A 13,234-nucleotide genomic window follows, 5' to 3' on the forward strand; every position below is an offset into this window, starting at 1 on the left:
AACGACAGGCCCTAGGGGCGCTGTACGCGAGCGAGGGCGGCCCGCCTCCGGGTGGGGAGGTGGGCCGCCCTTACCGGCCTGTGCCGGTCTGCTCGTCGTGGGACGCGATAGGTCAGCGCTCGTCTTCCGAGTCGCTTGCCGGAACGGAGGTCAGGCGCTCGGTCTCGTCCTGTATCTCAGCGGCGATCTTCTTGAGTTCCGGCTCGAACTTGCGCCCGTGGTGGGCGCAGAAGAGCAGTTCTCCGCCGCTCAGCAGGACGACGCGCAGGTACGCCTGGGCGCCGCAACGGTCGCAACGGTCGGCGGCCGTCAGCGGGCTCGCGGAAGTCAGAACAGTAGTCACGTCGCCTCTTCTCTAGCTCGACGAGCTGTCGTACCAGGGTCAACATCCAACCAGCCCCAAAACGTTCCCGCTCGTGGCTTTTCCTCGAAAAAATTTTCCGAGGAGGCTAGCTGTTGCCGGTTGGCGGCGAATGTGCCGTATTGCGTGTCTATGTGTCGTACGGGTTCGCGCTATCGGTCAGTGTCGGTCCCCGCCGGCTGGCTTGCCGGTTGTTCATGAGGACGTGCCCGGAGCCTAAATGGTTCATGCCTCGAAGGGAACGTGATGTGCACTTCACCCCATCGAGGGATCGAACAGGTATGCGACTGTGGACTAGGCTGCCGTCGTGACGAGGGTGGCGTTACAACGGCTCTACCTGGGCTCGGTACCCTCTGAGCGGTGAACGACGCCGCGCCCTTACCCAATGGGGCCCCATCTGAAATTCAGCGAGGAGCGAACCGCGTGACCGCCGAGACGTCCGTGCCGTCCACTGCGCTGCTGGCAGGAGCAGACCGGGACGGTTCCAACTACACCGCGCGGCACCTGCTCGTCCTCGAGGGGCTCGAGGCCGTGCGCAAGCGCCCCGGTATGTATATCGGGTCGACCGACAGTCGTGGTCTGATGCACTGCCTGTGGGAGATCATCGACAACTCCGTCGACGAAGCCCTCGGTGGCTACTGCGACCACATCGACGTGATCCTCCACGACGACGGCTCGGTGGAGGTCCGCGACAACGGCCGCGGCATCCCGGTCGACGTCGAGCCCAAGACCGGCCTCTCCGGTGTCGAGGTCGTCATGACCAAGCTGCACGCCGGCGGCAAGTTCGGCGGTGGCTCGTACGCCGCCTCCGGCGGTCTGCACGGCGTCGGCGCCTCCGTGGTCAACGCCCTGTCCGCGCGGCTGGACGTCGAGGTGGACCGTGGCGGTCACACCCACGCCATCAGCTTCCGGCGAGGGGTCCCCGGTGCCTTCGCCGGCGGCGGTGCGGACGCCAAGTTCGAGGTGAAGAGCGGGCTGCGCAAGGCCAAGAAGATCCCGAAGTCGCGCAGTGGCACGCGCGTGCGGTACTGGGCGGACCGGCAGATCTTCCTGAAGGACGCCAAGCTCTCGCTCGACACGCTGCACCAGCGGGCTCGCCAGACCGCTTTCCTGGTGCCCGGCCTGACCATCGTCGTCCGGGACGAGTTCGGCCTCGGTGAGGGCGGCAGCAAGGGCGAGGAGTCCTTCCGCTTCGACGGCGGCATCAGTGAGTTCTGCGAGTACCTGGCCAATGACCGCGGTATCTGCGATGTCCTCCGCTTCACCGGGCAGGGCAGCTTCAAGGAGACGGTCCCCGTCCTGGACGAGCACGGTCAGATGACGCCCACGGAGGTCACCCGTGACCTGGGCGTCGACGTGGCGATGCGCTGGGGGACCGGCTACGACACCACCGTCAAGTCGTTCGTCAACATCATCGCCACACCCAAGGGCGGCACCCATGTCGCCGGCTTCGAGCAGGCCGTCGCGAAGACCATGAACGAGGTGCTGCGAGCCAAGAAGCTGCTCCGCGTCGCCGAGGACGACATCGTCAAGGACGACGCCCTCGAGGGGCTCACGGCGGTTGTCACGGTTCGGCTGGCCGAGCCGCAGTTCGAGGGGCAGACCAAGGAGGTGCTCGGCACCTCGGCCGCCCGCCGCATCGTGAACAACGTGATCACCAAGGAACTCAAGGCGTTCCTGACCTCCACCAAGCGTGACGCCGCCCAGCAGGCGCGGGTCGTCATGGAGAAGGCGGTGGCCGCGGCCCGCACCCGCATCGCCGCCCGCCAGCACAAGGACGCCCAGCGCCGCAAGACGGCCCTGGAGTCCTCTTCGCTCCCCGCCAAGCTGGCCGACTGCCGCAGCGACGACGTCGACCGCAGCGAGCTGTTCATCGTCGAGGGAGACTCCGCGCTCGGCACGGCGAAGCTCGCCCGGAACTCCGAGTTCCAGGCGCTGCTGCCGATCCGCGGCAAGATCCTCAACGTCCAGAAGTCGTCCGTGACGGACATGCTGAAGAATGCCGAGTGCGGCGCGATCATCCAGGTCATAGGGGCCGGCTCGGGGCGGACCTTCGACATCGACACGGCCCGCTACGGCAAGATCATCATGATGACCGACGCCGATGTCGACGGTTCGCACATCCGCACACTGCTGCTGACCCTCTTCCACCGCTACATGCGGCCGATGGTCGAGGCCGGCCGGGTCTTCGCCGCGGTGCCGCCGCTGCACCGCATCGAGCTCACCCAGCCGAAGAAGGGCCAGGACAAGTACGTCTACACATACTCGGACCGTGAGCTGCGCGACAAGCTCATGGAGTTCCAGAGCAAGGGTGTCCGGTACAAGGACTCCATCCAGCGCTACAAGGGCCTCGGTGAGATGGACGCCGACCAGCTGGCCGAGACGACCATGGACCCGCGGCGCCGCACCCTGCGCAGGATCAACCTCACCGACCTGGAGGCCGCCGAGCAGGTCTTCGACCTGCTGATGGGTAACGACGTCGCGCCCCGCAAGGAGTTCATCTCCAACTCGGCGGCGACGCTCGACCGGTCGCGGATCGACGCGTAGGCGCCTCGGCGCCTGGGCAGGGAGCGAGCGGTAACGGACAGTCACGGAGCGTCCGTTACCGGGACCCGGAGTGGCGGCCCGGGGCCTGGGGTCGCCGGGGTGCAGGGAGTGCGGAGCCCCCGCCCCCGAGCCATTGCGTCACCGAGCCACTGAGGTGCCGAGCTGCTGTGGGAGGGGGCCGACGGGCAGCCTCCACCCGTGGGTGGAGGCCCATCGCTCCGAGGCTCCACCCATGATCCACCCGGGCTCCGATCTTCCGGTCCGGCACTTTCCGTAACGTCGAAGGCGTCGGCAGGACTCACTGCCGACTTCCCCTTCTCGTACACGGAGGCTTGGATGTCCGGGGTTGTCGACGCGCTGGTGATCGTGGCCGTGGTCGGCCTGGTGGTCTCTCGCCAGTTCCGCCCGAGCCGGATCAACACGGAGAAGCGCTGGTGGACAGCGCCCGTCGTGCTGGCCCTGGTCGCGCTGAAGCAGCCGGGACTGCTCGGCGCCGACCACCACACCGCGTCGGCGGCCCTGCTTGTCATGGAACTGCTCCTGGGGGCGGCGGTCGGAGCGGGACTGGCTTGGACCACCCGCATATGGTCGGAGGCGGACGGCACCGTCTGGAGCAAGGGCAGCAAGGCGACCGCCGCGGTGTGGGGCGTGGGCATAGCCGTCCGCGTGGCCGTGTTCCTCCTCGGTTCGGTCCTGGGCGTGCGTCAGGACACTCCCGCCCTGTTGCTCGCCCTCGCGGCCACCCTGCTGGCCCGCTCCGCGACTCTGGCCTGGCGTCTGCGCACGGTGCGCCCGATGGCCCCCTCGGCCGCGATATACGGTGCCGGCGTGTCCTGGTCCACTCGGAAGGAACCTGTGTGACGGAGAACGCCTGGACGCGGTGGCCGTCCAAGGAAGCGCTCGGGCGCGAGAGGCGCTCGGCTCACCGGCGCCTGCTGGCCGTCGTCGTACGGGTGCTGGGGCTGGGTGCGCTCCTGTGGGGAGCGGTCGCCGGCGGTGAAAACGGGTGGGACGCGGTCGGTGCGACAGCGGTGGTTCTGCTGTCCGTGGTGGTGGCCTGGGCGCTCTTCCGGACCACGCTCGCACACCGGCTCCGGCCGTCCCTGTGCCTCGTGGCGGTTCTCCTCGGTCTTGGGGGCATCGCCCAGGCCGTCGGCTTCGACATCCCCGCTGCGGTCCTGTGGTGTGGATGTGCGGTCATCGCGCTGGAGCGGCTCCCCCTCGTGGTGGCGCTGCCCGTGGACCTGGTGGCTTTCGCCGCCTACGCCATGGTCAGCGACAACTCCTGGGCGAGCAGCGCCGCCTTGGCGGCCGGGCTGGCCCTGGGCGGGTACGTCCTGCGGCTCGACGCGGAGGCCCGGGGACACGCACAGCGGATGCTCGCCCAGGAGCGTGCCGCGCGGGCGGCCGAGGCGGAGTCGGCGGCGCTCGCCGAACGCGCCCGTATCGCCCGGGAGATCCACGATGTGCTGGCGCACAGTCTGTCGGCACAGATGGTGCACCTGGAGGCGGCGCGGCTGCTGATCGAGAGGGGAGCGGAGCGGGAGCAGATCCTGGAACGAGTGGTGGCAGCCCGGGGGATGGCCCGCGACGGACTCGCCGAGACCCGGCAGGCGCTGTCCGCCCTGCGCGGTGAGCTGACGCCACTGGAGGATTTCCTGGAGCAACTCGTGGGCACACCGGACGGCGCCCGTGCGACAGTCACCATTACGGGTGAGCGTCGGCCGCTGCCGGCCGAGGCGTCGCAGACCGTACGCCGGGTCGCCCAGGAGGCGATGACCAACGTCCGTAAGCACGCTCCGGGCGCGGAGGTCCGGATGGTCCTCGACTACGGCGGGCACGAAGTGACCCTGGACGTCAGCGACTCGGGCGGCGGAACCGGTGAACTGGCAGGCACGGGAGGCGGCTACGGTCTTATGGGTATGCGGGAGCGTGCCGAACTGCTGGGTGGCTCGCTGCGGGCAGGACCGGGCGAGGAGGGGTTCGTGGTGACGTTGAAGGTCCCCGTATGACGGGAGAGGACCGGGACAAGGACGCCCGGGACGAGGGCTCTTGGGGCGGCAAGGACGCCCGGGTCCTGGTCGTGGACGATCAGACGGTGGTGCGCGAGGGCATCGTCATGCTGCTGGGGCTGCTACCGGGTGTCGAGGTGGTGGGCGCCGCGGGCGACGGTGAGGAGGCGGTGCGGCTGGTGGCCGAACTGGCTCCGGACGTGGCGCTGATGGACCTGCGCATGCCGCGGTGCGACGGGGTCGAGGCGACCCGGCGGATTCGGGCCGAGCACCCTGGAACGCAGGTCGTGGTTCTCACGACGTACGTGGACGACGAGTCGCTGTTCCCGGCCCTGCGAGCGGGGGCGCGCGGTTATCTCACCAAGGACGCGGGCGGGGAGGAGATCGTACGGGCCGTTCACAGTGTGCTCTCCGGGGATGCCGGCCTGTCTCCGGGTATCCAGCGCCGGTTGCTGGAGAGACTGTCGGAACCGGAAGCGCGTCCCGCACCGCCGGCCGAGGTGCCGGACGGGCTCACCACGCGGGAGACCGAGGTGCTGGTGCTGATCGCGGAAGGACTCAGCAACCAGGAGATCGCCCGCAGGCTGCATGTCTCCACCGCGACAGTGAAGACCCACATCAACAACCTGTTCGCCAAGACCGGGATCAAGGACCGTGCACAGGCGGTCCGTTACGCCTATGGGAAGGGGCTTGTACGGCCACCGGCGGGGTGAGTCACCTGAAGGGGTGAAGAGCGGGAGGAAGATGAGTCGGGGATCTTCCCGTTCTGTCCATTCTTGGGCATGCAGTCAAGCAATGATCGCCTCCGTGAGGCGGGGGCCTATGACGACCCTTGGTACGACGCCCTCGCCTCCGGATGGGGTGAGGTGGCGGAATCGGCCGGCACGGCGACGCCGGTTCCCCCGTCGCCGACGCGACCGGCACCGGGCGGCGGCGCCCCGGCCGCGGTCTCGCCCACGTCCGCGACGCGGGCCACGCGCACGGCTGAGGCTGCGGTCACGGCCACGACCGAGGCCTACTTGGAGGTGCAGGGGAGCGCGGCGTTCCAGGAGGTGCGCAGCCGGTATCGAAGGTTCGTGGTACCGGCGGGGGCCGGCTTCCTCGTGTGGTATCTGGGTTACCTGGTGGCCGCCACGACCGCGCCGGGGCTGATGGGCCGGCCGGTGGCGGGGGCCGTGAACGTGGCGATGCTCGCCGGGCTCGGTCAGTTCCTCACCACCTTTCTGCTGACCTGGGCCTACACCCGGCACGCACGGCTCCGCCGGGACCGGGCGGCGCTGGAGCTCCGCTGGCACACGCAGGAACGGGCCCGGGCCCGGGGTGGCGCGGCATGACCGGGGAGCATCAGACGCTGGCGTTGGTGCTGTTCAGCTGTTTCGTGGGGGTCACGCTGGGGATCACCACCTGGGTGGGCCGCAACCGGCGGGGATCGACGGAGGAGTTCTACGCGGGCGGCCGTCTGTTCTCCCCGTCGGAGAACGGGTTCGCCCTCGCGGGGGACTACATGTCCGCCGCTTCCTTCCTCGGCATCTCCGGCCTGATCGCGCTCTACGGCTATGACGGCATGCTCTACTCGGTGGGCTTCCTGGTGGCGTGGCTCGTGGTGCTGTTCCTCGTCGCGGAACTGGTGCGCAACTGCGGGCGGTTCACCCTCGCCGACGTGGTGGCGGCGCGGATGCGGGAGCGGCCGGTGCGGATCGCCGCGGGCACTTCATCGGTCACCGTGTCCGTGCTGTACCTGGTGGCGCAGATGGTGGGCGCGGGCAGCCTGGTCGCGCTGCTGCTCGGCGGCACCGGCGAGGCGGCGCGGGCCTGGACCGTCGTAGGAGTCGGCGCGCTCATGGTCGTCTATGTGTCGTTGGGCGGGATGCGGGCCACCACCTGGATCCAGATCGTGAAGACGGTGCTGCTGCTCGGCGGCACGATGACGCTGACCGCGCTGGTCCTGGTCCGCTTCCACGGCGACTTCAACGAACTGCTGCTCAGCGCGGCCGCGCGCAGCGGGCACGGTGAGGCGTTCCTGGCGCCAGGGCTCAAGTACGGCGGGGACTGGACCGCCCGTCTCGACTTCATCAGCCTCGGGCTCGCCCTGGTCCTGGGCACCGCCGGGCTGCCGCACATCCTGTCCCGCTTCTACACCGTGCCCACCGCCCGGGCGGCCCGGCGGTCGGTGGTCTGGTCGATCGGACTGATCGGCGGGTTCTACTTGATGACGATCGTCCTCGGGTTCGGTGCGGCCGCCCTCGTCGGACCGGACGCCGTACGGCAGTCCAGCGCGGCCGGGAACACGGCGGTGCCGCTGCTGGCGCTCGACCTCGGCGGCGGCCCCGACTCCACCGGCGGAACCGTGCTCTTCGCGGTCGTCGCCGCGGTCGCCTTCGCCACGATCCTCGCGGTGGTCGCCGGAGTCACCCTGGCCTCCTCCGCGTCCGTGGCCCACGATCTGTACGCCTCGCTGCGCCGCCGCCGCGCTGAGCCGCGCGGCGAGGTGGCCGTGGCCCGCTGCGCCGCGGTCGGCGTCGGGGCGGTGGCGATCGCCCTCGGGCTGCTGGCCAGGGACCTCAACGTCGCCTTCCTGGTGGGCCTCGCCTTCGCCGTGGCCGCCTCCGCCAACCTGCCGGTCCTGCTGTACTCACTGTTCTGGCGCCGCTTCACCACACGCGGCGCCGTGTGGGCGGTCTACGGCGGTCTGGTCCCGGCGGTGGTGCTGGTGCTGGTGTCGCCGGTGCTGTCGGGCAGCCCCGGGGCCCTGTTCCCGGACGCCGACTTCCAGTGCTTCCCGCTGCAGAACCCCGGCCTGGTCTCCATCCCGCTGGGTTTCGTCGCGGGCTGGCTCGGCACCGTCACCTCCGCCGAGCCCGCGGACCGGGCCAAGCACGCGGAGACCGAGGTACGGGCACTGACGGGGGCGGGAGCCGTGTGACGGGGGGCCCGCACGCCTGTGGTGCCGTACCGGCTCGTCCGTGGTGCCGTACCGGTTCGTCGTCCTCCGTCGACGGTTGCCGAGGGGGAGGGCGGACGAGAGCGTGACGTGACGTGACGTGGTCAGGCGGGCCTCAGGTGTGGGTCGCCCACACATACCGGTGTTCCGGGCGGCCGGCGTCGCCGTATCTCAGGGTCAGTCTGGCCCGTCCCGTGCGCTCCAGGAGCTTCAGATAGCGCTGGGCGGTCTGCCGGCTCACGCCGGTCCGTTCGGCGATCTCCTGGGCCGACAGAGACCCCTCGGCCCGCATCAGGCACTGGCGCACCAGCTCCGCGGTGGTGGGGGAGTGGCCCTTGGGCAGCCCGGGCTCCGACGATGCCGACAGGGCCCCGAACATCCGGTCCACCTCGGCCTGTTCCGCCTCGCCGCCGCCGTCCAGGGCGCGGCGCAGCTCCGCGTACGCCTCCAGCTTGACGCGCAGGCCCGCGAAGGCGAACGGCTTGACCAGGTACTGCAGCGCGCCCTGGCGCATCGCCGCCTGTACGGTCGCCCGGTCCCGCGCGGCCGTCACCATGATCACGTCGGTCTGGTGGCCACGCCGGCGCATCTCCTGGACGACCGTCAGACCGGTCCGGTCCGGCAGGTAGTGGTCCATGAGTACGAGGTCGAGGCGGGGCAGGGTCTGCAGCCGCCGCAGGGCCTCGGCCGCGCTGTGTGCCTGGGCGGCCACGCGGAAGCCCGGTACTTTCTCGACGTAGGCGGCGTTCACGCGTGCGACGCGGGTGTCGTCGTCCACGACCAGGACCTCGATCATCGCGACTCCTCCTCGCCGTCGGCCCCGGTGTCCGGCCGGGACGAGGGCACGGTGACGTCCGGCCGGGACGAGGGCACGGTGACGTCCGGCCGGGGCGAGGGCAGGGAGGCGGCTGCCGCGGGAGCGGGTCCGGTGGCGGTTGCCGTGGGGCCGGGCTCGGTGGCGGTTGCCACGGGGCCGGGCTCGGCCAGTGCCTCGGGCAGGACGACCGTGAACTCGGCGCCCCCGCCGGGAGCCTCGCCGGCCACCGCGCTGCCGCCCTGCCGCTCGGCGAACGTCCGGACCAGGGAGAGCCCGATCCCCCGCCGGCGGTGCGCCGGAGGCTCCTTGGTCGACCAGCCCTCCGTGAACACCACCTCGCGTTGCGAGGCCGGCACACCCGGCCCCGTGTCGCGCACGCGCAGCACCGCCGTACGTCCCTCGCCCCGCAGTTCCACCTCCACGCGCGCGTGCCGGGTGCCCGCGGCGGCGTCGACGGCGTTGTCGACCAGGTTGCCGACGACCGTGACGAGTCCCCTCGGGTCGATCAGCCGGTCCGGCAGCCGGGTCCGGTCCGACACCCACAGGGTGACGCCGCGCTCGGCCGCGACGGTCGCCTTGCCGACGAGCAGCGCGGCCAGCAGCGGGTCGGTGATCCGCTCGGTGATCTGTTCCGCGGTGGCCCGGTGGTTGCCGACCACCTCGCCGACGAACTCCGCGGCGTCGTCGTACATCTCCAGTTCGAGCAGTCCCAGCAGGGTGTGCATGCGGTTGGCGTGCTCGTGGTCCTGGGCGCGCAGGGCGTCGATCAGGCCGCGCGTGGAGTCCAGTTCCCGGCCGAGCTGTTCCAGCTCGGTGCGGTCGCGCAGGGTGGCCACGGCGCCGCCGTCGCCGGTGGGCATCCGGTTGGCGACCAGCACGCGCGGGCCGCGGACGGTGAGCAGGTCGGTGCCGGTGACCCGGCCGGCGAGCACATCGGCCGTACGTCCCTCGCCGAGCGCCTCGCCGGGGGTGCGGCCCACGGCCTCGTCACCGACGTCCAGCAGGCGCCGCGCCTCGTCGTTGAGGAGGCGGACACGGCCCGCCCGGTCCAGGGCGACGACGCCCTCCCGGATGCCGTGCAGCATCGCCTCGCGCTCCGAGAGCAGCGCCGAGATGTCGGAGAAGGCGAGGTCACGGGTCTGCCGCTGGACCCGGCGCGCGATCAGCCAGGCGGCCAGCGCGCCGACCGCCAGCGCGCCCCCGGCGTACGCGAACAGTCCGGGGACGGCGTGCAGCAGACGGGCCCGGACGCTGTCGTAGGCGATCCCGACCGAGACCGCCCCGACGATGTCGCCGTCACCGTCGCGCAGCGGCACCTTGCCGCGGGCCGAGCGGCCCAGGGTGCCCTCGTCGATCTCCATCACCTCGTGCCCGGCCAGGGCCTCGCCCGGATCGGTGGACACGGCCGCGCCGATCCGGTCGGGATCGGTGTGCGACCAGCGCACGCCCCGCCGGTCCAGTACCACGACGTACTCCGCCCCGGTGGCCTTCCGGATCCGTTCCGCCTCCCGCTGGACCGGACCGTCCGCCGTCGCGGGGGTGCTCCGCAGCTCCGCCGCGAGCTGCGGCTGCTGCGCGGTCGTCTGCGCGATGGCCAGTGCCCGGCGCATCGCCTGGTCGTCCAGCTGATCACCGAGCGGCGCGAGGAACAGCCCGGTGGCCAGCACCGCGACTCCGGCGGCGATCGCCAGCTGCATCAGCAGCACCTGGGAGAACACCCGCCGTGGCAGACCGAGGCGCAGGCGGCGCGGGGGAGGAGTGGGGCTCATGGCCCTCGACGGTACGTGGTGCGGGCACCCAGCCGAAGACGGTGTGACGCGGATCTACCGGAAGCACGGGAGCGGGAGGCCCCCGCGTGGCATCGGGCCCCGGGGGCGGCCAGTCGTGTCATGGCCGCGGGAGAATCCCAGTGGCGCCGGGGCGCCGACAGGCGGTCCGTGGCATCGGGGCCCCGGGGGCGGTCAGCGGCATCGAGCCCCCGGCCGGCGGTCAGTGGCATCAGGCCGCGGGAGAATGCCAGCGGCAGCGGAGCCCCGGCAGGCGGTGCGTGGCATCGAGCCCCCGGTCGGCGGCCAGTCGCATCAAGGCCCCGGGAGATCCCCAGCGGCACCGAAGCCCCCGGTCAGCGGCACCGAAGCCCCAGCAGTCGGTCAGTGGCACCGAAGCCCCCTTCGCAGCCGGTCAGCGGCACCAGACCCCCGGCGGGCGTTCATCGGCACCGAAGCCCCCGGGAGAAGCCCAGCGGCACCGAAGCCCCGGCAGCCGCCCAGCGGCATCGGCCGAGTCCCGGCAGCCGGTCAGCCGGTCAGCCGGCCAGTGCCACTGCCGTCGCCACCGCCAGTTCACGGATCCCGGTGATCTCCATCCGCGCCGGTGAGCCGAGGACCGACGCCCCGCAGCTCTCCGGGCGCGGCGGCAGCGACGCGCCCTGGGCTACCGTGACCCGCCAGTGCCGCCCGTCGGCGTGGGCCACGGTCACCTGCCAGCGCGGTGCCGCACCGTCGGTACGCACGACGCTGAGCGTCTCGGCCGCGTACTCGCCCACCGCCGCTCGGACCGCCAGCTCGGCGGCCTGCCCGGGCCGCTCCCAGGCCGAGCTGCCACGGCACCCCGCGAGGACGATCCGCTTGTCCCGGACGCCCCGCAGGACCTCCCCGACCGCCTGGGCGTCGACCCTGCCGTACGCGTATCCGTACGGCAGGACCAGCACGGTCGGCGAGAACCGGTGGCCGCCCAGATGGGTGACCTCCCAGACGCCCTCGGTGCCGGTAGCGGCGAGTTCCGCGGCCAGCGGCCGGCCCAGCAGCGCACAGCACCGGTCGCGCTTGCCGTTGGTGCAGACGAGGACGAGCGGGTCGCCGGTGTGCGGCCCGCCCTGGAGCACGGTGTCGAAACCGCGGTGGTCGCCCCGGCCGAGCGCGGCGAAGTCCAGGTCGAGCAGGCGGGCGGGGTCGGCGACCGTGGCGGCGCGCAGCCAGGCGTTCCCCGGCGCGGTGTGAGCCGTGTAGACCCGTCGCTCGGCGGACGCGCCGGGGTCCGCGTGACGCCCGGGGCGGCGGATGAGCGCGATCCGCACGCCCGTGCCGCGCGTGGCCTTCTCCAGGGCACGGCCCAGGGCGGGATCCAGGTGGCTCGATGTGAGCGCCTTGACACCCCACGGACCGGGCTGCTCCAGCAGCAGCCAGGTCCGGGCGGTCGCCGCGGTTCCCGAAACGGGCTCGTCGAGGTCCTGGGAGACGGTTGAGCACCTACTCACAGAGGTGAGCCTAACCTGAGTTGAGTGGGACGACTTCTCGCCGCACTCGAACAGCCGCCGGTGGAGTGACGCCGGAGCGGACGCGGAGCGTGCGCGCTGGTCCCGGACACGCGTGTGGCCTGGTGCCGTGTTCTGGCGCCAGGCCTCATCGGTGGAGCGTCGAGCAGGACGGGGTGCCGGGCTGCTCGCCGGGTGGTCGGTCCGGCTCGGCACTGGTGGGTGCGGCCGGGGCGGGTGGTGGGTCAGGCGTCGGGGATGTCCGCCTTGGCGCGTACGAGGGTTTCCCGGCTCACGACGACGATGCGTTCGTAGTCGGCACGGGCGGCGTCGGCGGGCAGTTCGCGTTCCAGCGCCTCGGTGGCCTCGGTGCCGATGACGGCGAAGTTGCCGTCACTCAGTTCGAACACATCGGGGCAGGTGGATCCCGAGGTACTGCCACGGGCGCTCGGGGGCACACCGATGCGGCGCACGATCTTCAAAGGTACCGGTCCTAGAGGTTGGGCAGGTTGGGGGGACCTTACGCTACTGGTGCCCGCGATATCCCCGATGCCGGATGGCCGAAAAACGCTCTGCCGTGTGCCCTGGCGCTCCCGTGTTGACTCCTCCTCGGCCCCTCCGGGGTGCGGGTGTCAGTCGCTGGGGGGTGTGCCGACGACCCACCACTCATCGGTGTCGGCCTCGTCGAGGTCCTGGACGAGACCGTCGACCATGTGCCCCATGCGGGCTTCTTCGGAGGTCTCGCTGAGGGAGGCGCGCATGTGCCGTGACGCTTCCCAGTACTCGCGGAAGACCGGGCTCTGGAAGAACTCCCGCAGCGCCGCGTACAGCTCCTCCCGGTCCAGGAGCCCGGCCCGGTGCACGTGGTACAGGTACACGTACCAGGCGTTGGCGTAGAAGAACTGACGGCGCCGCTCCAGCGGTATGTCCTTGTCGTACGTGTCGATGACCTCGGCCAGTGACGGGTCGTCGATCGCCCGGGTCAGCAGCTCCCAGTGCATGCGCTGCTGATGTGCGAGGGACTTGCGCCGGAGGGCCAGCTCCTCCAGTTCCAGCTGCTTGGCGTGGAGATCCAGTTGCCGAGCACGCAGGCGTGCCGGCCCGAATCGCCGCTGACGTGCGGCCAGTGCCAGTCCGGCCGTCGCGGCCAGCAGGCCGGTCGCGGCGGAGCCGAACCTCCCCGAGAGGTTCTTCAGTGTGGCCATGTCAACCCCCGTATCAGGCGACCGTCCGCCGGTCGTCGCGTGCGGGGCGGGTGACGGGGACCGGCGAGCGATGGGCGGCGCTTGCCACCTCCAGAGTG

The 13,234-nt window shown here is 71.4% G+C and carries 12 protein-coding genes; 6 read left to right on the forward strand and 6 right to left on the reverse strand.

From position 1 onward, the window contains the following. Positions 1-112: 112 nt before the first annotated feature. Positions 113-343, reverse strand: coding sequence for a hypothetical protein (locus J7I94_RS24460; RefSeq protein WP_189420941.1), 231 nt, complete (start codon positions 341-343; stop codon positions 113-115). 441 nt (positions 344-784) lie between these two features. Here J7I94_RS24460 and J7I94_RS24465 point away from each other — a divergent pair, with 441 nt between their 5' ends. The 6 genes from J7I94_RS24465 (at position 785) to J7I94_RS24490 (ending at position 7,843) form a co-directional block, all read left to right on the forward strand. After that, a complete protein-coding gene (locus J7I94_RS24465) occupies positions 785-2,908 on the forward strand; it encodes a type IIA DNA topoisomerase subunit B (protein ID WP_215170050.1) in 2,124 nt (707 codons plus the stop codon). A gap of 336 nt (positions 2,909-3,244) precedes the next feature. Beyond that, positions 3,245-3,769, forward strand: coding sequence for a DUF1453 family protein (locus tag J7I94_RS24470; RefSeq protein WP_215170052.1), 525 nt, complete (start codon positions 3,245-3,247; stop codon positions 3,767-3,769). After that, the gene (locus J7I94_RS24475) at positions 3,766-4,920 is read left to right on the forward strand and encodes a histidine kinase (RefSeq protein ID WP_215170054.1); all 1,155 of its coding nucleotides are present in this window, start codon (positions 3,766-3,768) and stop codon (positions 4,918-4,920) included. Before J7I94_RS24470 ends, J7I94_RS24475 begins: the two co-directional genes overlap by 4 nt. Next, complete coding sequence (locus J7I94_RS24480; RefSeq protein WP_215170056.1) at positions 4,917-5,633, forward strand: response regulator transcription factor; 717 nt, start codon at positions 4,917-4,919, stop codon at positions 5,631-5,633. The genes J7I94_RS24475 and J7I94_RS24480 overlap by 4 nt, the downstream gene beginning before the upstream one ends. Positions 5,634-5,702: 69 nt before the next feature. After that, on the forward strand, positions 5,703-6,254 hold the full coding sequence (locus J7I94_RS24485) for a DUF485 domain-containing protein (RefSeq protein ID WP_215170058.1): 552 nt from the start codon (positions 5,703-5,705) through the stop codon (positions 6,252-6,254). Then, on the forward strand, positions 6,251-7,843 hold the full coding sequence (locus tag J7I94_RS24490; protein ID WP_215170060.1) for a cation acetate symporter: 1,593 nt from the start codon (positions 6,251-6,253) through the stop codon (positions 7,841-7,843). Before J7I94_RS24485 ends, J7I94_RS24490 begins: the two co-directional genes overlap by 4 nt. 133 nt (positions 7,844-7,976) lie before the next feature. Here J7I94_RS24490 and J7I94_RS24495 read toward each other — a convergent pair whose 3' ends face one another. From J7I94_RS24495 to J7I94_RS24515, 5 genes are all read right to left on the reverse strand, one after another. Continuing rightward, positions 7,977-8,657 carry a response regulator gene (locus tag J7I94_RS24495; RefSeq protein ID WP_215170061.1) on the reverse strand — a complete coding sequence of 227 codons (681 nt, stop codon included), beginning with the start codon at positions 8,655-8,657 and terminating at the stop codon, positions 7,977-7,979. Continuing rightward, positions 8,654-10,447 (reverse strand): sensor histidine kinase, encoded by a 1,794-nt coding sequence (locus tag J7I94_RS24500; RefSeq protein ID WP_215170063.1) that lies wholly within the window; start codon positions 10,445-10,447, stop codon positions 8,654-8,656. The genes J7I94_RS24495 and J7I94_RS24500 overlap by 4 nt, the downstream gene beginning before the upstream one ends. Before the next feature lie 536 nt (positions 10,448-10,983). Continuing rightward, a complete protein-coding gene (locus J7I94_RS24505; protein WP_215170065.1) occupies positions 10,984-11,934 on the reverse strand; it encodes a sucrase ferredoxin in 951 nt (316 codons plus the stop codon). 242 nt (positions 11,935-12,176) lie between these two features. Continuing rightward, the gene (locus tag J7I94_RS24510) at positions 12,177-12,413 is read right to left on the reverse strand and encodes a hypothetical protein (RefSeq protein ID WP_215170067.1); all 237 of its coding nucleotides are present in this window, start codon (positions 12,411-12,413) and stop codon (positions 12,177-12,179) included. 150 nt (positions 12,414-12,563) lie between these two features. Further along, entirely contained in the window at positions 12,564-13,136 is a 573-nt protein-coding gene (locus J7I94_RS24515) for a DUF6082 family protein (RefSeq protein WP_215170069.1), read from the reverse strand. Between the last annotated feature and the right edge of the window lie 98 nt (positions 13,137-13,234).

It is taken from the genome of Streptomyces sp. ISL-12 (assembly GCF_018614415.1).
Taxonomy (GTDB): Bacteria; Actinomycetota; Actinomycetes; order Streptomycetales; family Streptomycetaceae; genus Streptomyces.